Origin of the sequence: Streptomyces plumbidurans (assembly GCF_019857225.1) — a bacterium.
GTDB lineage: Bacteria > Actinomycetota > Actinomycetes > Streptomycetales > Streptomycetaceae > Streptomyces > Streptomyces plumbidurans.
In genome coordinates this window covers 84826-105141 of the sequence record NZ_JAFJSY010000010.1, presented here as the reverse complement: position 1 = coordinate 105141, position 20316 = coordinate 84826, and the positions used below count along the sequence as shown (strand labels likewise).

18 protein-coding genes are annotated in these 20316 nt (G+C 67.9%); 12 read left to right on the top strand and 6 right to left on the bottom strand.

Going from position 1 to position 20316, the window contains the following annotated elements:
• Nucleotides 1-25: 25 nt before the first annotated feature.
• Complete coding sequence (locus JYK17_RS09085) at nt 26-1432, bottom strand: hypothetical protein (RefSeq protein ID WP_108014482.1); 1407 nt, start codon at nt 1430-1432, stop codon at nt 26-28.
• Nucleotides 1429-1731 (bottom strand): hypothetical protein, encoded by a 303-nt coding sequence (locus tag JYK17_RS09080; RefSeq protein WP_108014481.1) that lies wholly within the window; start codon nt 1729-1731, stop codon nt 1429-1431. Before JYK17_RS09080 ends, JYK17_RS09085 begins: the two co-directional genes overlap by 4 nt.
• 230 nt (nt 1732-1961) lie before the next feature.
• Between JYK17_RS09080 and JYK17_RS09075 the strand changes: the two genes are divergently transcribed.
• Both JYK17_RS09075 and JYK17_RS09070 read left to right on the top strand, forming a co-directional pair.
• Nucleotides 1962-2744: a hypothetical protein gene (locus JYK17_RS09075; RefSeq protein ID WP_108014480.1), complete on the top strand. Its 783-nt coding sequence runs from the start codon at nt 1962-1964 to the stop codon at nt 2742-2744.
• A 64-nt stretch (nt 2745-2808) separates the two neighbouring features.
• The gene (locus JYK17_RS09070) at nt 2809-3723 is read left to right on the top strand and encodes a hypothetical protein (protein WP_222810156.1); all 915 of its coding nucleotides are present in this window, start codon (nt 2809-2811) and stop codon (nt 3721-3723) included.
• 67 nt (nt 3724-3790) lie between these two features.
• On the opposite strand, the gene JYK17_RS40440 is transcribed toward JYK17_RS09070, so the two are convergent.
• Nucleotides 3791-4600 (bottom strand): hypothetical protein, encoded by an 810-nt coding sequence (locus JYK17_RS40440; protein ID WP_234547966.1) that lies wholly within the window; start codon nt 4598-4600, stop codon nt 3791-3793.
• Between the two features lie 354 nt (nt 4601-4954).
• Between JYK17_RS40440 and JYK17_RS09060 the strand changes: the two genes are divergently transcribed.
• The 8 genes from JYK17_RS09060 (at nt 4955) to JYK17_RS09025 (ending at nt 11721) form a co-directional block, all read left to right on the top strand.
• Nucleotides 4955-5608, top strand: coding sequence for a hypothetical protein (locus JYK17_RS09060; protein WP_108014478.1), 654 nt, complete (start codon nt 4955-4957; stop codon nt 5606-5608).
• Nucleotides 5596-6651: a hypothetical protein gene (locus tag JYK17_RS09055; protein ID WP_108014477.1), complete on the top strand. Its 1056-nt coding sequence runs from the start codon at nt 5596-5598 to the stop codon at nt 6649-6651. Before JYK17_RS09060 ends, JYK17_RS09055 begins: the two co-directional genes overlap by 13 nt.
• A 24-nt stretch (nt 6652-6675) precedes the next feature.
• Nucleotides 6676-7062: a hypothetical protein gene (locus JYK17_RS09050; RefSeq protein ID WP_234547967.1), complete on the top strand. Its 387-nt coding sequence runs from the start codon at nt 6676-6678 to the stop codon at nt 7060-7062.
• 36 nt (nt 7063-7098) lie between these two features.
• Nucleotides 7099-7989, top strand: coding sequence for a hypothetical protein (locus tag JYK17_RS09045; RefSeq protein WP_222810155.1), 891 nt, complete (start codon nt 7099-7101; stop codon nt 7987-7989).
• Between the two features lie 394 nt (nt 7990-8383).
• A complete protein-coding gene (locus tag JYK17_RS09040; protein WP_108014475.1) occupies nt 8384-8686 on the top strand; it encodes a hypothetical protein in 303 nt (100 codons plus the stop codon).
• A 1-nt stretch (nt 8687) separates the two neighbouring features.
• Nucleotides 8688-9950: a hypothetical protein gene (locus tag JYK17_RS09035; protein WP_108014474.1), complete on the top strand. Its 1263-nt coding sequence runs from the start codon at nt 8688-8690 to the stop codon at nt 9948-9950.
• A 41-nt stretch (nt 9951-9991) separates the two neighbouring features.
• Nucleotides 9992-10909, top strand: a complete 918-nt coding sequence (locus JYK17_RS09030) for a hypothetical protein (protein WP_108014473.1) — start codon at nt 9992-9994, stop codon at nt 10907-10909.
• A gap of 254 nt (nt 10910-11163) precedes the next feature.
• Nucleotides 11164-11721: a hypothetical protein gene (locus JYK17_RS09025; protein WP_222810154.1), complete on the top strand. Its 558-nt coding sequence runs from the start codon at nt 11164-11166 to the stop codon at nt 11719-11721.
• A 6-nt stretch (nt 11722-11727) separates the two neighbouring features.
• Here the strand turns inward: JYK17_RS09025 and JYK17_RS09020 are convergent, their stop codons facing one another.
• Complete coding sequence (locus JYK17_RS09020; protein ID WP_108014472.1) at nt 11728-12030, bottom strand: WXG100 family type VII secretion target; 303 nt, start codon at nt 12028-12030, stop codon at nt 11728-11730.
• A gap of 302 nt (nt 12031-12332) precedes the next feature.
• Between JYK17_RS09020 and JYK17_RS09015 the strand changes: the two genes are divergently transcribed.
• Nucleotides 12333-16940: an FtsK/SpoIIIE domain-containing protein gene (locus JYK17_RS09015; protein ID WP_108014471.1), complete on the top strand. Its 4608-nt coding sequence runs from the start codon at nt 12333-12335 to the stop codon at nt 16938-16940.
• A gap of 9 nt (nt 16941-16949) precedes the next feature.
• On the opposite strand, the gene JYK17_RS09010 is transcribed toward JYK17_RS09015, so the two are convergent.
• Together JYK17_RS09010 and JYK17_RS09005 are read right to left on the bottom strand one after the other, a co-directional pair.
• On the bottom strand, nt 16950-18764 hold the full coding sequence (locus JYK17_RS09010) for a serine/threonine-protein kinase (RefSeq protein WP_222810153.1): 1815 nt from the start codon (nt 18762-18764) through the stop codon (nt 16950-16952).
• Nucleotides 18765-18848: 84 nt separating this feature from the next.
• Nucleotides 18849-19697, bottom strand: coding sequence for a menaquinone biosynthetic enzyme MqnA/MqnD family protein (locus tag JYK17_RS09005; protein WP_108014469.1), 849 nt, complete (start codon nt 19695-19697; stop codon nt 18849-18851).
• Between the two features lie 306 nt (nt 19698-20003).
• On the opposite strand from JYK17_RS09005, the gene JYK17_RS09000 reads away from it, so the two are divergent.
• A complete protein-coding gene (locus JYK17_RS09000) occupies nt 20004-20207 on the top strand; it encodes a cold-shock protein (RefSeq protein WP_003992177.1) in 204 nt (67 codons plus the stop codon).
• Nucleotides 20208-20316: the final 109 nt, after the last annotated feature.

The following is a 20316-nucleotide window of genomic DNA, read 5'->3' as shown; positions in this document are numbered from 1 at the left end:
TGCGGATGAAGGGTTTGCCTTTCGGCTAGCCCTGCGGGGTCAAATGCCCGTTGTAGAACGGGATTCCGTTCGCGCCGACACCGGGAATCTCCTTGAGCCCACCGAACAGGTTGGGTTCGAGAATGCTCGGTTCCCAGCTTTCGGCGGGCGAGAGATTGAGGATGCCCGCTGCGGTCGGCAACGTCTGGCTGGCCAGGTAGAGGCGGTTGGCCGAATGCGCCATGCTCTTGAACGCGGAGTCGGACAGTTCGCCCAAACCGGGCAGCTTCCCGCCGGCAAGAATCCCGTCCTCGCCGGCCCCCTTGGTCACGGCCACGCGGATGTCGTTGGCGTACGCCTTGAAGTTGAAGGACTCCTTGACGATCGACCGCATCCGCGGCAGGACGCTGTTCGGGCCCTTCGCCAACGCCTCGCCGATCTTGCCCGCCTTCACCCCCGAGAACTCCTCGGCGAGTCCGGCCGCCAGTTCCTTGCTCGCGCCCACCTCACGCAGAGCCTGGAAGTCCTTCAGCGCCGAGGACCCCCGTGCGGCGATGGCTGCTTCCTTCGCCGTCGTCCCGAGGATCCGGCCCGCGCCGAAGGACAGCACTCCGATCGCGTCGATGGCGACGTCCAGCCATGTGCCCTTGCCGTCGAGCGCGGAGACGGTGTCGCAGACCAGGGCGACGACGGAGGCGATCAGGGCCAGCGCCCCGAGCACCTCGCCGAGGACGGGGACCCAGCTCAGCACGAGGGCCAGAACGCAGAGCACTCCGGCGATGGCCCCCGCCCAGTGCCCGATCTTGGCGACCCAGTCCTTCCAGTTGTCCCACCAGTGGTGCTTGGGGTCCTTCAGTCCGTCGTGGTCGATGGCCTCGCGGATGGCGGTGGCGGCGTATCCGGCCTGGGTGTCCCGGTAGTTCAGCGCATGCCGCAGATCCCGCTTCGCGGCCTCCAGATCCCCGTCCGCGGCCTCCTTCTGCCGCTTCAGCTTCTGCTTGTCGGGGTGCTCGTCGGGGCCGGGATGCTGATCGATCTGCTTCTGGTACCGGCTGCCGTCCGCATCCGCGGCCTGCGCCTTCTTCAGCGCCGTACGCACCAGGCTCTGCGCGTGGTTGAGCGCGATCGCCCAGTTCTCCCGCATCCCGTCGGTGACCGGCCCGTACGGCACCGAGGATCCGAGAGCGGAGGCGGCGGCCGCGTACCGCTTGTGCGTCTTGGTGAGCAGCCCGACCGTGTCATGGGTCCTGTCCCTGAACGCCCGCCCGGCGTCGGAGTCCCATCCGTTGCCGTCGACAAGGTTGTTCAGCTTGCCGGCCTGCTCCTCGATCAGCTTCGCGGTGTCGGCGATGCGCTTGCCGAGCCGGGCCACCTCGTACGGATCGCCCGGTGTGAACGCCTTGTCGTCGTACCGCGCCGTCTGCCAGTCGACGCCGGAGAAGTCGTCGCTCACTTGTCCCCCGGCTGAGCCTTCAGCAGCGCGTCGGCGAGATGCTGGTCGAGCCCGTCGTACGCCTTCGCCGCGGCCCCGGCGGTCTTGCCGAGGAACTCGAGGCCGTCACAGAGCTGCTTGCGCTTCTTCTTCCAGTCGTCCGCGAAGTCGTCCAGCGCCGAGGCGACGTCATCGGACCCCATCTCGGCGTCGTAGGAGTCGACGAGATCCCTCGAGTGCTCGAACTGCGACTTGAGCTTGCCCACCGACCGGCTGATCTCCTTCAGCTCCGTCGTGGACACCTTGACGTGCTTCGCCACTACGACCCCCGTACACATGCGCCCTGCCGTCCCTCGGCACGGGACGGCCCGAGTCACTCTCCGTCGGCGGATTTCGGCCAACAACCAATGGACTGCAAAGGGACGGTCCAGAACTGCTTTGCCGAAGTGAAGGTTCTGGAGGGGCGCGGCGCCCACGCATTTCGGCCCGCCTGCCGCCGCGTAGCCTCTACCGTCCTGCTCACGGCAGCACGGCACAGTACGGGGGATCGATGGGCATCAAGGAGATGGAGGCGCGGGCGCGTGCGGACCTCCAGGGAAAGAGCGGTCGCGACGACTCGCAGAAGTGGGTCAGGTGGCTGAGGTGGCGTCCGCCGGTCTGGCTGCGGGTGCTTGTCATGGCCGTCGCGGCAGCCGGGATCGTCGCGAGCGCGCAGTGGACGGTCGACGCGTACCGCGAGTCGGTCACTTACCGGCAGGCGGGTGACTGCACCGCCGAACGCGGTGCCAGAACCGGCAGTTGCGTCGGCCTGGAAGAGGCGCGCGTGGTCGACAAGACGGAACTCCAGGACTGCACCGGCAGCGGCAGCAGCAGCCGGAGTTGCACCACGAAGCACAGACTGCGCATCGACGAGGGCCGGCGGATCGAGTGGCTGGACGTCTCGGGTGACACCTACGACGCCGCCTACCGCGGCAGCCGCGCCGATGTGCAGATCTGGCAGGGCGCCGTGGTGGGCATCACCGTCCGCGGCCACACACAGACCTTCCCGTCACCGTCCGAGAACTCGATGCACTTGGGGACCGCGGCCGTCTGGCTGCTGCTCGGCCTGACCCTCTGGGCCGGCCTCGGCGGCCTGCCGGGCACCCTGCTGCAGCCCGTGAGCATCGGCTGGGCACTCTTCACGGGTCCCGTCATGCTCCTCTGCGACTACGCCCTGCTCGGCGCCACCACGGGGAAGTGGCTGCTCACGGCCGCGCTGACGGCCGCCATCATCGGAGGGACAGCGGTCGCCCACCGGCACGAAGGCGCGAAGGGGCGCCGTGGGGAGCCCTGACAAGCCATCGTGAAGTGCGAAAGCATCGGTCCGTTGGCTGTCGCGAAGGAGGAGCCGTACCGATATGAATGTCTGGCTGCCCGAAGCGGACGAGGTACTGATCGCGCGTGCACCCGTCACGTTCGCCACGGGTGCGGCCGCGCGCGTCAAGGGGATGCGATGGTTTCGCGACACCGAACGCAGCGACATTCAGGGCGAATTGGCGGGTTGGCCCGAAGGACCGACCTATATCGCCCGCTCGACGGGAGACACCGTCGCCCGGAACACGGTCAAGGGCGCGGCAATCGCTGCGGGTGTGGCCGTCATGGGCCTGCTGAGCTCTCAGCCGGGCAGTGTCGGTCCCGGCCGTTCGGACAAGGGCTCGGACACGTCCCAGGACCAACCCGACGAGGTCGAGGACTTCCCCGTCATGTGGGCCGCACCCGGCACCCTCGCCCGCACCCTGCCCTGGCAACTGGACCCGGCCCGGTGTTCCGAGAAGCAGTACCGCACACACGCGGTCATCACTGACCGCCGGCTCGTGATCGTGGGTTTCCCCTACGTCAAGGGGAACGAGAAACACATCGACGACACGGTCCTCTGGGAAACGCCTCGGTCCGCCATCGAGACGGTGGAACTGCGGGAGTTCAAAATCGGGAACGACGCCAAGATCACCTTTTCCGACGGCTCGTGGTGCAGAGTGAGCAGCGTGGCTCGGGAGAGGCTCACGCGATACCTGATCGAACCCCTCCACTTCATTCCGCTGGACTCGCTCACACCGTCGCAGCGGAACACCGCGGAATCCTTTGCCGCGACCCAGGCACCGGACGCCCAACCGCCCCTCGTGAAGCGGAACGCCTGTGGCTGCTTCCGCATCGAGGTTCTGGCGCCCAGCACCATCAGCGCTTCGTTCGGTCACTCGAGCCTGAACACGGTGATGGATACCAACGGCACCGAGCTCAAGCTCACCCAGTACCACCCGGGGGACTTTTTGACCTGAGCCTCGCCCTGCTGTCGGCCGGAACGCCCCATCACGCCAGGTCGATTCGTCGACCATGTCCTCAAAATCAAGGGGAAACGGCGCGCCGCACAACACCGGACTCGAACCACTGAACCAGCGTGACTGCGAGGTGGACGGCAGCTTCCGCGGCATCGGCCGCAATGGGAACAGTCGGAGACGATCCACCGTGGCGGTCGGTTTGGCCTTGCCACAGCAGACGAAGCATCCCGAGGAGCGGAGTAATCCTGCTGGGAACCCCGGCAGATGCAATGGCCAGTTGCCAATCACCACGGTTCCTGTCGAGTGCCTCGATGACCCGGCCGAGTGTGGCCTTGGCTCCCTGCGCCCCAGGAAGCACAGTGGGAATGCTTGCAGCCTCCACAGCTTTGATGGCTTCGCTGTAGGCCCGCGAGGGATCCGGATGGCGACCGTACGCTGCTTCCCATGCCGCATTGAGATGCGGCGAGGCATTCATGGCAACTGAGGCCGTTCGCAGCGCCTCAACGGCCGTCTGTTCCACGCGTCGCTGGAGCCCGTTTCCGTCGTCGGCCACGTTCCAAGCGGAGCCGCCGTCCAGCAACAGCTGGTCCAGCTCACGCATGCGCAGATCACTTACGCCCATGGAAAGCGTTGCATCGACTGTATCGAGGAGCGCCTGCCCTCCTTCCCTCTCCGCAGCGTAGGCGAGCTCGTACATCGCTTCCTCGTGCGGCGAAAGGCTGATGCGCGCGCGAGCTGCAATTTGCCTCGCATGGGAGTTCACGATCGAGAATGTATTTTCTTGCGAAATGTGCTGCTGAAACAGATCGTCAAGCACTGCCTGGATCCAGCCCGTCAAGGGTGCTGCCAGATGCGGCGGAACACCGTCCTCGAGCATGCTCTGCTTCGACGCGGAACCCGAGCCACGCTTACTCAACGGCTGCCAACTCACCCAACCCACCCTCTCCGCAAGGCAGTTGTAAATCGTAGCCACCTCGGCGGCACCGCAACAGATGCCAGGGACCTCGCTGCCGGCCGGCATGGACGTTGTCGTCCCTCGGGAGGCACCACCGGGAACAGCTTCGGCGCCCGGCAGGTCCGTACGCGATCGGCACACACCTCACACACCCAAGGGCCCGTTACGCCCTTAATTGCACCGGTTAGCAGGGAAGTTCGCTCTGGCGAAACCAGGAACCCCACCGATACCGTCTGTGCTCTTGCCGAACTTCAGTCTCACGGGGAGCCCACCACTGTGAAGCACCGCACCTTGCCCGCTGCCACCGCGCTCGCCGCGACCGCAGCCCTGCTGCTGACGGCTTGCGGGGGCGGGGACGACAGCCCCAAGGCCAATGACAAGATCGCTGGCGCGGATCAGGGAGGTTCGGCCTCGGCATCGCCGAGCTCGTCGGCTTCGACCTCAACTGATCGCCCGCAGATCAAACTGCCGGCGGGTGACACGCTCACGTTCAATCCTGAGCAGGTAAGCGATCCAAGCAAGGACGCGATCCTCAAGGACAACGCGGAACTCATCCGCGCGATCGACGCAGCCATCGGCGCCCAGAATCCCAGGCTCCCGGCTCTGGAGTACTACACAGAGGGCGAGGGCGCCGTAACGGCTCAGCAGTGGGTCAAGTCATTTGTGGATGCAGGGCTGACGGTCACTGGCACCGTCCGCTACTTCGACCGACAGGTCTCCGTCGAGTCAAAGAACAAGGCGTCGCTCACCTACTGCGGAGATGAGAGCAAGGGCTACAACAAGGTCATCAAGACGGGCAAGGTCAAGAAAACCAAGGCGACCAAGAACAGCTATGTCTCCTACGGCGTGCAAGTCGAGAAGAACTCGAAGGGGATCTGGGAAATGGTGAAGATCGTTTCCGTGCGGGGGGCCGACCGATGCCAGCCGTGATCCGACTGCGCCACGGCATCGTGGCGACAGTTCTTGCATCATCAATCTGTCTGCTTTCGGCACCCGCCGCCGTAGCCGACCGTCCTGGCGGCGGAGGCTCGATCGGCGGCGGCTCGGACACGACCACTTCTGGAGACGCGTCAGACGACGGAACCCTTTCGTCGACCGTCGGCACCATCGTCTACGACCGCTCCAAGAACGGCACCGGCCCCTCCGCCGGCCCCGTCACCTCCACCACCTCCTGGACCCCGCCCGCCTGCTGGTACGCGCCCAAGTACTCCCCCGCGGGGCTCAAGGACTACCTGGAGCCGATCTGGCAGGCCGAATCGACGGGGTCCCAGTGGGATCTGGAACAGCGCAACAAGTACGAGGACGGCGGCAAGGAACCCGGCACGTACAAGGACTTCAACAAGGAGAAGACCGGCAACGGCTACTGGTGGGACTCGTACGTCAACGAGAGCTTCCCGCCCGGCTGGGACAAGTGCAACAAACCCTTCTTCTGGGTGGACAAGGGTGATCCGCCACCGGCCGACATCGAGAACGCCGTGACCCCCAAGGTCCTGGGTGAACTCGCGTACAACGAGATCCGCGTACCCGGCACCAAGGTGACCCTAGCCCCGGCCAACGCGACCAAGGTCAACCTGCCCACCTGGGCATGGCTGGACGGCGCCGCGTTCAAGCCGGTCTCGGTCACCGCCTCCATCCCGGCACTCGACATCTCCGCGACGACCACGGCCGAACCGGTCTCCCTGAAGATCGAACCCGGCACCACCGACGCCGAGACCTACCCCGCCTCCGGCGTCTGTGAGATCCACAACGGCCGGATCGGTGACCCGTACGCCAAGGGCAAGGCCGACCAGACCCCGCCGTGCGGCGTGAAGTACCTGCGCTCCTCCGGCAATGGCACCTACCCGCTCAAGGCCACCATCACCTGGAAGATCCACTGGACCGGCTCCGACGGAACCGGCGACAACCTCCCCGACGGAACCTTCGGCGCCACCCAGAACGTCACCGTCCAGGAGATCCAGGCCGTCAACCGCTGACGACGAACGCGCCCAGGCGTCGGGGTGGCGCACTGTTCGCTCACGGTCGCGGTCTTCGAGTCGGGTGAGAACGACCAGGACGTCGTCGCCCAAGGGATCCAGGCGATCCTGCTCGAGGACCCGATGCGCGAGGTGACCTGGCTGGATCTTCCGTGCGGCCCTGCGGTCTGCGGTGTCACGTTCCGCAAGCTGCTCGTGGACGGTGCGTACACCAAGTCGGGCCAGGACGAGGAGCTCGTCATGGGACAGATCCAGGTGCACGTTCCGTTCTCGTCCGGCCCGTACACCGCGGTGTTCACCCTGGACACCGCTTCCGTGGAACAGTGGGACGAGTTCTCGCAGGCCGTTGCGGGAATCGTCGGCTCGGTGGAGTTCCCGTCGCCGGCCGGTGCAGAGGGTCAGTCCGACTGATCGAATCGAATTCCTCCGTGGAGAAGTGACGTAGAGATGGACTGGTACCCCAGCGCCGACGAAGACCTGCAGCTTCGCACCATGGCCAGGTTCGCCACCGGTGTCTCCCCTGCCGTCTCGGGGTCCAGGTGGTTCAGGGACACCGAGCGGAACGACATTCAGAGCGAACTGCCGGGCTGGCCCGAAGGCCCTTCCTACTCCCTTCACTCGACCGGGGACCGTGCCGCGCAGCGCACGGGGCGGGCCTTCATGGTGGGGATCCCCCTGATCGCGAACCTCATCGCCAACATCGGCGGAGCCTCGGGATCGCCCTTCGGTGACGTGCCCGTGCGGGGCAAGCCGGAGGAGCCGGAGAACGAGGTCCAGGACTTCCCTGTCATGTGGGCGGCGCCGGGCAGCCTGTCACGTACGGCCCCCTGGCAACTCGACCCGGCCCGCCGCCCGAAGGCCTACGCCACCGACCTCGTCCTCACTAGCCGCCGGCTGCTCTTCCTCGGCACCCAGACCGGCACACTAGCCAAGGCCGACGTCCTCGCGGAGTACCCTCGCGACTCCCTGACCGGTGCCAGGCGGATGAAGTACAGCGAGCTCGAGGCCGATGTACGCCTGACCTTCGCCGACCAGTCCTGGATCCGCCTGTTCGCCGGCAACCCCGACAGCGCCGAGCGCTTGTGCCAACTGCTCTCGGGGCAGGTCCAGGCCGTCCCCCCGAGCGAACTCACCAGCGGCCAGCGCGACCGCCTGACCCGCTTCCTGGCCGAACTCCCGGCCAACGCCCAGCCCCCGTCCCTCACCCGCCTGCCCAGCGGAATCCTCATGGTCGAGGTGCGCGTTCCGTCAAAGGCGTCCAAGGACGTCCACGAGACGCACTCGATCCTGATGGGCCCCTCGGGAGAAACGGCCAAGCCACAGCCGGGCGATCTCTAGCAGCAATGCCAGCACAGGGTGGCCCAGCTCCCGTTGCTGTTCGCCATGCTCCGGAACGGCACCTTTCCACGAGCCCAGAACCGCACAGGCGGACCGAGTCGGCAGTGCGGCATCCCGCCAAACCGGCGCGACCTCACGGCCCGCGTACAGCGGTAGGACCAAGCGTGATCGACACACGTCCTCCACACCCATGAAGCCCACTATGCCCGAATTGAGCCGGTTCGCTGTGTAGTTCGCCCTGGCGAAATCAGGAACCCCGCGGATAACGTTCGTGCTCTAGTAGAACTTCAGTTACATGGGGGAGTCCGCCGTGAAGAGCCGCATGCAATCTGCCGTTGTCCCGCCCGCCGCGACTGCGGACGCGTGATCCGTTCGCGTAGAGACCGGACCTGACATGAGCGACCTGCGCCTCGAAGACACGATTTTCCAGGATCTGAAGAAGACCTTCTCCTCCATCAGCGACCGTATGGAGACCGCCCGCCGCACCCTCAAGGGAACCGACGCCTCTGCCGTCGGCGAGGGCAAGCTCATCGACGATGTGCACGACTTCGCCGACGACTGGGCGTACGGGATCAAGCAGCTCGGCAAGCACACCCAGGGTGCCGTGAAGATGATCAACAAGATCGGGGAGAGCTTCGGCAAGCTCGACCTGGACCTCGCCCAGTCCCTCAAGGCTCCGAAGAAGAAGGACACCTGACGTGGCAGGGCAGCGGCCCGCGTTCCCGCACATCGGCTGGGACCCCACTCCGGGAAACGTGGAGGACACCCGCGAACTCGCCAAACAGATCGGCAAGCTCGCGGGTGAACTCGGCACGGCGCTGAGCGAACTGGAACGGATCGAGTGCGGCGCCTGGAAGGGCAAGACCGCGATCGCCTTCACCGACTACGTCGGCCAGGACGTCACCCCCCTCATCCGCAAGAGCCACGACTCCTTCGACAAAGCCTCGCGCGCGCTGCATCACTGGGCCAACCAACTGGACGGCTTCCAGGAGCGAGCGGACCGGCTGGAGAAGGAGGCCGGGGAGAAGCTCAGCGCCAAGGCGGATGCCCAGGCCAAAGCCGACCAGAAGGGCGACGGCAAGGGCAGCGACGAACTCGGCAAGGCCTCCAGCGCGGTGGACGGCGTCATCCAACGGGTCCACGACCTGGAGGAGGAGTACCGGCAGGCCGCCCGCAAGATCAGCAAGGAGCTGGACAAGGCCGGCGACATCGCGCCGGACGAGCCCGGGTTCTGGGACAAGCTCGGAAGCGGGATCGCGAACGCGTGGGACGCCACGGGTGACTGGCTCCAGGACCATGCCGACCTGATCAAGATGATCGGCGACGTGCTCAGCGACATCACGGCGGTGCTGGGCATGCTGGCCATCGTCACGCTCCCCTTCCCTCCTCTCGCAGCCATCTTCGGCACGGCCGCGCTGATCGGCAGTGGGCTCGCCCTGGCGGCCCACGGAATCGCCAAGGCCGCAGGCGCGGACGTGAGTTGGATGACGCTCGGTACGGATGCGCTGGGCCTGATGCCCGGCATCGGTATGTTCGGCAAGGGAATCAAGGTCGCCGGCGAGAGCGCCGAGGCAGCCGAGGCGACGGCATCAGCTACCACCAAGCTGCTCGGTACGGGGTTCAAGTACACGAGCCTGGGCAGGTCGCGCATCCTGTTCGCGATGGGAAAGGCTTCGAAGGGACTGTCCGGTGGGATCGGCAAGGCCGGTTTGGTGAAAATCGGGGGATCGTCCAGATCCGTCTACGAGATCTCACATGAGACCAGCGGGTTGGCGTCGCGTATGGGAGGCCTGGTCAATGCTGGCTATCGAGAAGGTCAGTGGCTGGGAACGAAGGGCATCAACACGTTCACGAAGTTCAGTGTGGATCCCATCAGCGGCCTGGGCAGGGCGATCGATGGCAGCATGAAGATCGCGCCCAAGATTGCCACACCTATTGCGCAGGCCGTTTCCGGCGACTGACCGGAAGGACAAGGGTGCCGTATGAGGAAGGCCGTAGAGCAATGAAGATTTGGCAGCCCGAACCGAGGGAAATGCTTCTTTCCCGCGCCCCCGTGGCCTTCGCCACCGGCGCTGCGACTCGTGTCAGGGGTATGCGTTGGTTCCGTGACCCTCAGCGCAACGACATTCAGCACGATTTGCCGGGGTGGCCCGAGGGCCCTTCCTACACGGCCCGCTCCACGGGCAGCGTGGCGGCCCACACATCCTTGAAGGCCGCCGCGATGGCCGTGGGCGCGGCCATCCTGGCCTTTCTCAGCTCCGCCGGGGGCAACATCAGCGGCGGCGGACACGCCAAAAGCAAGGGTTCACGCACCCCGGACGAGCCGGCCGATGAGGTGGACGACTTTCCTGTCATGTGGGCCGAGGCCGGCACCCTCGCACGGACTCTTCCCTGGCAGCTGGACCCCGGGCGCGCGGACGAGAAGCACTACCGCACTCACCTGATCGTCACCAGCCGCAGGCTGGTGGTCGTGGGCCTTCCTTATCACAAGAAGAATCTGGAGCTGATCGACGACGAATTGCTCTGGGAATGCCCCCGTTCCAACATCCAGAGCATTGAGCTCAAAAACTTCAAGGACGGGTATGATTTTAAGGTCCAGTTTGTGGACGGCTCGTGGTGTAGGCTGAGTTCCGTCTGGCGTGCTTCACTCATGCGGTATCTGGTACCGCCGCGCGAGCTGATCCCTCTGGAGTCACTGACTCCGCAACAGCGGGCAACCGTTGAAGACTTCGCCGCACAGCATCAGATGCCGGAACCCGTCTCGCCCATCGTCGCCAGAAATCCGACTGGTCGAATGCGCGTGGATATCCTTCTGCCGAGCAACTTCACGTCGGCCTTCGGGGCTTCGGAAGTAACCATGACCATGGACACCTCTGGGCGAAAAGTCGATATCGACGACTTTCTTCCCGAGGACTTCTGACCCCCCTTCGACCCACACCACCACGCCCTGAACGGTCCACCCTGATGACGTCACCCGTACCACTCGCCCCTTCAACCACCGAGCCCCCGCCGATATGGTTCCTCGCTCCTGAAGGGTTCTTCGCGCTCCCACTGGCCGCCACTCCGGACGAACGAGCACAACTAGCCGATTCCTTCGTACGAGAGCTGTATTCCCGCGGCGACGAAGCCGTGTGGGATCCAGCCGCCCCCTACTTCACGGCGATCGCAGAACTCATGGAGGACACGGGCGTCTCCTACGCTGCGATGGGGCTGTTCTCCACGTCCGAAGAGGAGCTGACACCGGACGGGGACGCGGTCAGGCATGACCTCTCCAACGGTGCGGCCCAATGCGTTTTCACTCTGGCCGCCGTGCCCACCGACCAGAGCGACGGTGAGGTTGACGTGGTCGCGCAGGGGATTCTCGCGACCCTCTCCACCGACCCACACGACGAAGTCCAATGGCTGGATCTGCCGTGCGGCCCTGCGGTCTCCTGCGTCACCTGGCGTCAGCTCTGGCTGAACCCGGAAGTGACGGTGAGCGGTGAGGCGACGGATCTCGTGACCGCACAGATCCAGGTTCATGTCCCGTTTCCCACCGGCCCGTTCACGGCCGTATTCACCCTCTTCACGGCGGCTGTGGAGTACTGGCCCCGCTTCATCGACATGATGGGCGCCATCCTCCGTACGGTGTCTTTCGCCGATCCGCTGGAGGAGCTGCCCGACGGCGGCAGAGCGGTGGGGCGCCCCCGGAACCCAACCCCGGAGACGCCCCACGAACCCTCAGCCGAGTGACAAGACCTAGCTCTTGGCCTGCTTGGCCAGCTGCTCGTCCAGGTTCTCGTACGCTTCCTTGGCCTTCTTCAGGAAGTCGGACAGGCCGTGCAGGCCCTGGATGGTCTTCGACGCACCCTTGGTGAAGGTCTTGATGGAGTCGTCGTAGGCTCCGGAGGCCTTCTGGGTGGTGAAGCCGTTCTCCACCAGCGCGCTGACGCGCTTCTCGACGTTCTTGATCTTGTCTTCCAGGTCGTGCATGTCCTTGATCAGGTCACCCGCGACCTTTTCCATCTCGGCATATGTAAGGTCCGTGTCTTTGCCTGCCATGACGGCTCCCTCCCGTTCATGTGGCCGCAGGGCCTTCCCCCGTGGCGCTGTTCGTGCGGGTCCACGGTCGTCCGACGACCGTCCGCATGAGCAAAGATCTTACGGGTGTGGCCCGTGGGGCCACAGGGCCCTCATGAGAGGGATTCGTGAACCGGCACACATCCCGTTGCATCCGGGAAAGCATGGGCGGCTAAGGTCACTCTCACTGTGTTGGATGACTCCACTGTGGTCAGTGGTACGGGTCCCACTGTGGTCGGTGGTCCCGCTGCCTTCAGTGGTCTCGGTGTGTTGGGGGACGTAGCGTGCGCCTGAGTCTGACCGTCGTCGACCCTCTCGGGGGTGCCAGCGCCGACGTGGTGCTCGACGCCGATCCGGAGTCCACCGTCGGTGACATCGCCCAGGAGCTGGCGCGCCACGTCGGCCTGGGCGACAGTGCGCAGATCATCCCGATCGGCGCGCATCGCGGCGGTGCCGGCGGCTCCGGCTCCCCCCTGGCCTACGTCGACGGATACGCCGTCGACCCCTCGGCCACCGTCGTCGGCTCACCGCTGCGCGACGGCGTCGTCGTCAGCCTGCACGACCCCGCCGGATGCATCCTCGGCGAGCCCACCGGCGTCGTCGAGCTCCGGGTGGCGGGCGGGCCGGCCGCCGGCGCCCTGCACCGGCTGGGCGTGGGGCGGTACGACATCGGCAACGGCCCCGCCGACCACATCCGTATCGACGACCCGGAGCTCCCCGCCCGCGCCGCCACGCTCTCCATCGCCATCGACGGCGCCTGCCAGGTCGCCCTGCACGGCATCGAGAACAGCGGCGATCACACCGGCGAGAACTCCGGCAAGACCTCCGGCGATCAGGACTCCCCCCGTCTGGACGGCGAGGAGTTCGACGGCGGCGACTGGCCGCTGGGCGGCCAACTCGGGCTCGGCAACACCCTGTTGGAGCTCGCCCCCTACTCCCCGCCCAACGCCGCCCTCAAGTGGTCCGACGACGGCGCCGGTCTCGACTACAACCGGCCCCCGCGGCTGCGGCCCGCCGAGCGGCAGACGTCGTTCTCGCTGCCGAACCCGCCCGGCGACTACGAGGCACGTCCGCTGCCCTGGCTGATGGCGCTGCTGCCGCTGGTCGGCGCCGTGGTGTCCGTGTTCATGTTCCACCGCTGGTACTACCTGATCATGGCCGTGATGAGCCCGGTCATGCTGTTCGGCAACTACTTCATGGACAAGAAGCACGGCCGGAAGTCGCACGCCAAGCAGCGCAAGGAGTACCAGGAGCACAAGGAGCGGATCGAGAAGGACGCGCAGGAGGCGCTGGTCACCGAGCGGACGGACCGCCGCCAGGCCGTCCCCGACCCCGCCGCCGTCCTCGCCACCGCCACCGGCCCGCGCACCCGGCTGTGGGAGCGCAGACGTACCGACGCCGACCATCTCCTCCTGCGCTTCGGCACCGGCCGTGTCCCCTCCGAGGTGGAGCTCGACGACCCCGAGCAGGACGAGCACAAGCGCAAGGTCCGCTGGTACATCGAGGACGCCCCCGTGGCGCTGCCCCTGCGGGAACTCGGTGTCATCGGCGTCGCGGGCCCCGGCGACTCCGCGCCCGCCCTCGGCCGCTGGGCCGTCGCCCAGACCGCCGTCCTGCACAGCCCGATGGACGTGCAGTTCTACGTCCTGACCGACAACGAGGCCGACCAGCGCTGGGACTGGGTGCGCTGGCTGCCGCACGCCCGTCCGGCGAGCGGCCAGGACGTCAACATCCTGATCGGCACGGACTCCGAGACCGTGGCCGCGCGCGTCGGCGAGCTGACGCAGCTGCTCGACGCCCGGCAGAAGGCCCTCCAGCAGGGCGGGCGGGGCAAGAACGACGGACCGGCCTTCTCCGACCCGGACATCGTCGTCGTCTGGGACGGCTCGCGGCGGCTTCGGTCCATGCCCGGTGTCGTACGACTGCTGCGGGAGGGCCCGGCGGTCGCCATCTACGCGCTCTGCCTGGACGAGGAGGAGCGCTTCCTGCCCGGCGAGTGCCAGGCCTTCGTCGTCGCCGAGCCGCGGCCCGCGGCCGAGAACAGCAAGTCCCTCACTCCCGCCGCCCAGCAGTCGGCCGGCGGCTTCCCCTCCTTCCAGGCCTGGCATCCCGCCGCCCAGCAGGCGGACGAACACACCAAGGCCGTCCCGGAGTTGCGGCTGCGTGTCGAGCAGACCGGCGCGCTGCGCAAGAAGAACGTACGGCCGGACTTCGTCTCCCCGGCCTGGTGCGCCCGGCTCGCCCGCTCCCTGTCCCCGCTGCGCGACATCAGCGGCGAGACCGAGGACTCCGCACTGCCCGGCTCCAGCCGGCTCCTCGACGTGCTCCAGCTGGAGCCGCCGACGCGTGACGCGATCGCGGCGCGGTGGCGGATGGGCGGCCAGTCGACGATGGCCGTCATCGGCGAGTCGTACGACGGTGCGTTCGGCATCGACCTGCGCCGGGACGGGCCGCACGGTCTGATCGCCGGTACGACGGGTTCCGGCAAGTCGGAGCTGCTGCAGACCATCGTCGCGGCGCTCGCGGTCGCCAACACGCCCGAGAACATGACGTTCGTGCTCGTCGACTACAAGGGCGGCTCGGCGTTCAAGGACTGTGTGAAGCTGCCGCACACCGTCGGCATGGTCACCGACCTGGACGCCCATCTCGTCGAGCGCGCCCTGGAGTCGCTGGGCGCCGAGCTCAAGCGGCGCGAGCACATCCTCGCCGCCGCCGACGCCAAGGACATCGAGGACTACCAGGACCTGGTGAAGCGGGATCCCTCCCACCCGCCGGTGCCCCGACTGCTCATCGTCATCGACGAGTTCGCCTCGATGGTGCGCGACCTGCCGGACTTCGTGACGGGTCTGGTCAACATCGCCCAGCGTGGCCGTTCGCTCGGCATCCACCTGCTGCTGGCCACCCAGCGGCCGTCCGGCGTCGTCTCCCCCGAGATCCGCGCCAACACCAACCTCCGTATCGCGCTGCGCGTGACCGACGCCGGTGAGTCGACCGACGTCATCGACGCGCCCGACGCCGGGCACATCGCGAAGAGCACACCGGGCCGTGCCTACGTCCGCCTCGGGCACGCCTCGCTGGTCCCGTTCCAGTCGGGCCGCGTCGGTGGCCGCAGGCCCGGTGCCGCCGACCCGGCGACGCTCGCGCCGTGGGCCGGTCCGCTGTCCTGGCAGGACCTGGGCCGGGCCGCGCTCACCAAGCCCAAGTCCGAGGCGCGCGAGGACGACGAGATCACCGACCTCAAGGTCCTGGTCGACGCCGTCCGGGAGGCCAACACGGCCCTCGGCATCCCGGCGCAGCACTCCCCGTGGCTGCCCGCGCTGGACGAGACGCTGCTGCTGGACGAGGTCCCGGTCCCGCAGAGCCAGGGTGCGCTGCCCGCCGCCCCGTACGGCATCGAGGACCTGCCCGCCGACCAGGCCCGCCGCCCGGTGGCCGTCGACTTCGCGACCTTCGGCCACCTCATCCTCGCCGGTGCCCCGCGCACCGGCCGCTCGCAGGTGCTGCGCACCATCGCGGGCTCGCTGGCCCGCACCAACTCCTGTGCGGACGTGCACATCTACGGCATCGACTGCGGCAACGGCGCCCTGAACGCGGTGACCCGGCTGCCGCACTGCGGCGCGGTCGTCAGCCGCAACCAGCTGGAGCGGGTCGAGCGGCTGGTCGGCCGGCTGTCCGGCGAGCTGAGCCGCCGTCAGGAACTGCTCGCCGACCGCGGTTTCGCCGACATCGGCGAGCAGCGCGCCGCCGTCGCGGCGGAGGAGCGGCTGCCGCACATCGTCGTCCTGCTGGACCGCTGGGAGGGTTGGCTGCCCACGCTCGGCGAGCACAACCACGGTGATCTGACCGACCAGATCATGGCGATGATGCGTGAGGGCGCCAGCGTCGGCATCCATGTCGTCATCACCGGTGACCGCCAGCTCCTCGCGGGCCGCATCTCCTCCCTCACCGAGGACAAGTACGGTCTGCGGCTGGCCGACCGGGCCGACTTCTCGATGCTGGACATCAATGCCCGCAAGGTGCCCGAGGAGATCCCGCCGGGTCGCGCGTTCCGTGCCGAGACCGCCGCGGAGACGCAGTTCGCGCTGCTCGCCGAGGACACCACGGGCCAGGGCCAGAACGCCGCGCTGGTCGCGATCGGCGAGGCCGCGGCCGCCCGGGACGCCTCCGTCCCGCGCCCACTGCGCCCCTTCCGCGTCGATGTGCTGCCCGGCCGTATCTCCTTCGAGGACGCGTGGGCGATGCGCGACCCGGCGACGACGTCCGCCCCGCTGTGGGCCCTCGCGGGCGTCGGCGGCGACGAACTGGCCGCCTACGGGCCCGATCTGGCCCAGGGTGTCCCGGCGTTCGTCATCGGCGGCCCGGCCAAGTCCGGCCGCTCCACCATGCTGTTGAGCTTCGCCCGCTCCTACCTCGCCAAGGGCGTACGTCTCGTCGTCGCGGCGCCCCGCCCGTCGCCGCTGCGTGAACTCGACGGCCAGGAAGGCGTGCTGAAGGTCTTCACCGGCCGTGACGTGGACGAGGACGAGCTGACGGAACTCGTCGACACGGCCAAGCCGGAGGACCCGGTCGTGGTCCTCGTCGACGACGCCGAGGTCCTCGACGACTGCGACGCGGAGGACGTCTTCAAGCGCATCGTCGAACGCGGCACCGAGGAGGGTCTCGCGGTCGTCATCGCGGGCGACGAGGACGAGATCTGCGAGGGCTTCTCCGGCTGGCAGGTCGACGCCAAGAAGGCCCGTCGCGGCATCCTGCTCTCGCCCCAGGAGTCCGGCTCCGGCGAGCTCATCGGCATCCGCACCAACCGCAGCATGGTCGGCGGCCCGATCACCCCGGGCAAGGGCATGCTCCACCTGGGCACGGGAGAGCACGTCACGGTGACTACGCCGATGTAGCCGGGTCCCCTACTGGATCTTCGACATCCGAGCCGCCGGATTCCCCTCCGCCTCGCTGTCCGACGCGTACTTCAGGTCGTCGCCGACGTGGGACAGGCGGACGGTGTGGGGGGTGGGGTTGCAGCCGCTGTGGTTGGACTCGGCGCCGACCGAGGTGGCGACGATCTGCTGGGCGGTGACGGTCTTGACGGTGAGGATGTCGTTGCAGACGCCGCCGAGTTGGTCGGTCTGCCGCAGGCGCCCCAACTCCTCGCCCACGTCGGCCTTGTGGACGGTGAGCCGGAAGGTGCCGACGGGCAGGGTGCCGTCGAGGGCGAGGGCCTGGCCCTCCCAGGTGCCGAGGTAGGAGGCGGGCACGGCGGAGCCGGTGCCGACGGTGGGCTGGGCGCTCCCGCTCGGCTCCGCACTCTCGCTCGGCTTCGGGCTCGCACCCGGCTTCGGGCTCTCGCTCGCCCCGTCGGTCGCGCCGTAGCTCGGTGGGGCTGTCGTGGAGGGCTCGCCGCCCGCGTTGTTGTCCTTGCCGTTGCTCCCCGTGCCGGGCAGCAGGTCGAACAGGAAGGCCGATCCCACCGTCACCGCCGCCAGCGCCCCCGCGACCGCCAGCGCCACCGTGCAGCTCATCCGCCGCCCCCGCCCGCCGTCCCCCGGCCCGGACGAGGCGGCCACGGAGACGGAGAGCTTGCCGGGAGGCGCGTCCCGCGGTTCGGGAACCGAGGGCGCGGGCGTCGCGGGCGTAGGAGACACAGGAGGAGAGGGCACGGGCGTGGAAGGCGCGGGTGTCGACGGCTGCATCACCGGTGGCGGTCCGAATTCCCCCACCGTCGAGCGCCCCGCCCCCGCCCCCTCCCCGCCGGCCGCCGGCGCCCCGTCCCCGACCGACACACTGCTGAACCCCACCGGCCCGGACGCCGCCTCCTGGCCGGAGGTGGTCGCCTCCAGGTTCAGCAGCTGTACGGCACCTCGGCTCACCTGTTCCACCAGTGCGCCCGGCAGCCATCCGGCCGCCACCAGCCGGGCCGCGCCGTCGGGGGCGAGGCGGCGGGCCAGGTCGCCGGGGGCCGGGCGTGCGCTCGGGTCCTTGGTCAGGCAGGACTCCACGACCTCGCGCAACTCGCCGTCCAGCGGGCCGAGTTCGGGCTCCTCGTGGACGACCTTGTAGAGCAGGGCCGCCGAGGAGTCGCCCGGGAACGGCGGCTCGCCGGTCGCCGCGTACGCCAGTACCGCACCGAGCGAGAAGACGTCGGCCGCGCCGGTCGCGCCCTTGCCGAGGATCTGCTCGGGGGACATGTAGCCGGGCGAGCCGATGGAGACGCCGGTGGAGGTCAGGGACGCCGTGCCGTCCGTGGCGCGGGCGATCCCGAAGTCGATCAGGAGCGGGCCGTCCAGGGTGAGCAGGACGTTGGAGGGCTTCACGTCACGGTGCACCAGGCCCAGTTCGTGCACCGCCGCCAGCGCTTCGGCCAGGCCCGCACCCAGTACTCGTACGGAATGGCCGGGCAGCGGACCGCCGTCCGTGACGGCGGCCGCCAGTGACGGGCCCGCCGCGTACGCCGTGGCGACCCAGGGCACGGACGCGCCCGGGTCGGCGTCGAGGACCGGCGCGGTCCAGGCGCCGCCGACCCTGCGCGCCGCGTCGACCTCGCGGCGGAAGCGGGCGCGGAACTCCTCGTCGAGCGCGAAGTGCGGATGCACGATCTTGACCGCGACCGTACGACCACCCGCGCTGCGGCCCAGATAGACGCGGCCCATGCCGCCCGAGCCCAGCCGGCCGAGCAGCCGGTAGGGCCCCACGACGGTGGGCTCGTCGGCTCCCAGTGGCTGCATGGCGTCACCCCTCCCCCGTAACACGAGAAAAGGGTAGTGCGCCGTTCCCGTACGGCTTACGGCTTGCGGCTTGCGACTTGCGGCCTACGGCTGGAGCAGATCCACCTTCACGTTCGCCGGGAAGCCCGTGGTCGGCCCGACGCGCCGGGCGAACTCGGCGACCGCGTTGAGCTGGGGTGCGCCGAAGCGGAAGTCCAGGGTCGTGAAGTACTGCTCCAGGACCTTCTCGTCGAAGGCCTCCCAGCGGGCCGCCTGCTCGGCGACCTTGCCGACCTCCTCCAGGGAGAGGTTGCGGGAGGCGAGGAAGGCCTCGTGGACCTTGCGGGTGATCTCCGGCTCGCGCTCGAGGTAGTCGCGGCGGGCGGCCCAGACGGCGAAGACGAACGGCAGTCCGGTCCACTCCTTCCACATCGCGCCGAGGTCGTGCACCTGGAGCCCGTAGCGCGGCCCGTCCAACAGGTTCGCGCGCAGCGCCGCGTCCCCGATGAGCACGCCCGCGTCCGCCTCCTGCATCATCAGGCTGAGGTCGGGCGGGCAGGTGTAGTAGTCGGGCTGGACGCCGTAACGCTCGGCCAGCAGCAGCTGGGCGAGGCGGACGGAGGTGCGCGAGGTCGAGCCGAGGGCGACCCGGGCGCCGTCCAGCTGATCGAGAGGGACCTGCGAGACGATCACGCAGGACATCACCGGGCCGTCGCAGCCCACCGCGATGTCCGGGAAGGCGACCAGGTCGTCCGCGTGCTTGAGGAACTCGACCAGGGTGATGGGTCCGATGTCGAGGTCGCCCTGCACCAGCTTCTCGTTGAGCTTGTCGGGGGTGTCCTTGGTGAGCTCGAAGTCGAGAAGCGTGCCCGTTCTCGCGAGCCCCCAGTACAGGGGCAGGCAGTTCAGGAACTGGATGTGGCCGACGCGCGGCCGGGTGCGAGAATTGTCCACATCGCGAGACTAGACCCTATGGGGTACGGTGCTTCGTTCAGGGTGGCGCAGTGCCGCCGCCGTCGCCTCGTCAACCTCACCCGCCCCATTCAAACATCTGGGTGACGTGATCTTGACCTCTATTGCTTTCGGCTGCCTGCGTGCTAGGCTCGCCCGCAAGTTGCAGTTTGGTTTCCCTTGCAGTACAGAGCCTGCGGAGCATGTAACCGCGGGCTCTAGTCGTTTTCAGACGTATGCAGTTGTGCGGCACAGTTTCACACTTGCAGGTTCTGGAGCAGGGCGACCCTTTGGGCCCAAGGAGGGCTTATGGCTACCGGAACCGTGAAGTGGTTCAACGCCGAAAAGGGCTTTGGTTTCATCGCCCAGGAAGGCGGCGGCCCCGACGTCTTCGTTCACTACTCCGCGATCAACGCGAGCGGCTTCCGCTCGCTGGAGGAGAACCAGCAGGTCTCCTTCGACGTGACCCAGGGTCCGAAGGGCCCGCAGGCGGAGAACGTCACCCCCGTCTGATCATTCGGTCTCGGAGCCTGGTGCTTTGATCCGGAACTGACAGCAGTACCCAAGGAGCCCCGCGCCGCAAGGCAGCGGGGCTCCTGCCTTTTCCCGTCCACCCTGGCTC

Bases quoted from the DNA above. Each gene is read 5' to 3' on its own strand.
- JYK17_RS09045 (WP_222810155.1), top strand. From the start codon at position 7,099: ATGGACTGGTACCCCAGCGCCGACGAAGACCTGCAGCTTCGCACCATG.
- JYK17_RS09075 (WP_108014480.1), top strand. From the start codon at position 1,962: ATGGGCATCAAGGAGATGGAGGCGCGGGCGCGTGCGGACCTCCAGGGA.
- JYK17_RS09040 (WP_108014475.1), top strand. From the start codon at position 8,384: ATGAGCGACCTGCGCCTCGAAGACACGATTTTCCAGGATCTGAAGAAG.
- JYK17_RS09030 (WP_108014473.1), top strand. From the start codon at position 9,992: ATGAAGATTTGGCAGCCCGAACCGAGGGAAATGCTTCTTTCCCGCGCC.
- JYK17_RS40440 (WP_234547966.1), bottom strand. From the start codon at position 4,600: ATGCTCGAGGACGGTGTTCCGCCGCATCTGGCAGCACCCTTGACGGGC.
- JYK17_RS09055 (WP_108014477.1), top strand. From the start codon at position 5,596: ATGCCAGCCGTGATCCGACTGCGCCACGGCATCGTGGCGACAGTTCTT.
- JYK17_RS09020 (WP_108014472.1), bottom strand. From the start codon at position 12,030: ATGGCAGGCAAAGACACGGACCTTACATATGCCGAGATGGAAAAGGTC.
- JYK17_RS09025 (WP_222810154.1), top strand. From the start codon at position 11,164: ATGGAGGACACGGGCGTCTCCTACGCTGCGATGGGGCTGTTCTCCACG.
- JYK17_RS09000 (WP_003992177.1), top strand. From the start codon at position 20,004: ATGGCTACCGGAACCGTGAAGTGGTTCAACGCCGAAAAGGGCTTTGGT.
- JYK17_RS09010 (WP_222810153.1), bottom strand. From the start codon at position 18,764: ATGCAGCCACTGGGAGCCGACGAGCCCACCGTCGTGGGGCCCTACCGG.
- JYK17_RS09070 (WP_222810156.1), top strand. From the start codon at position 2,809: ATGAATGTCTGGCTGCCCGAAGCGGACGAGGTACTGATCGCGCGTGCA.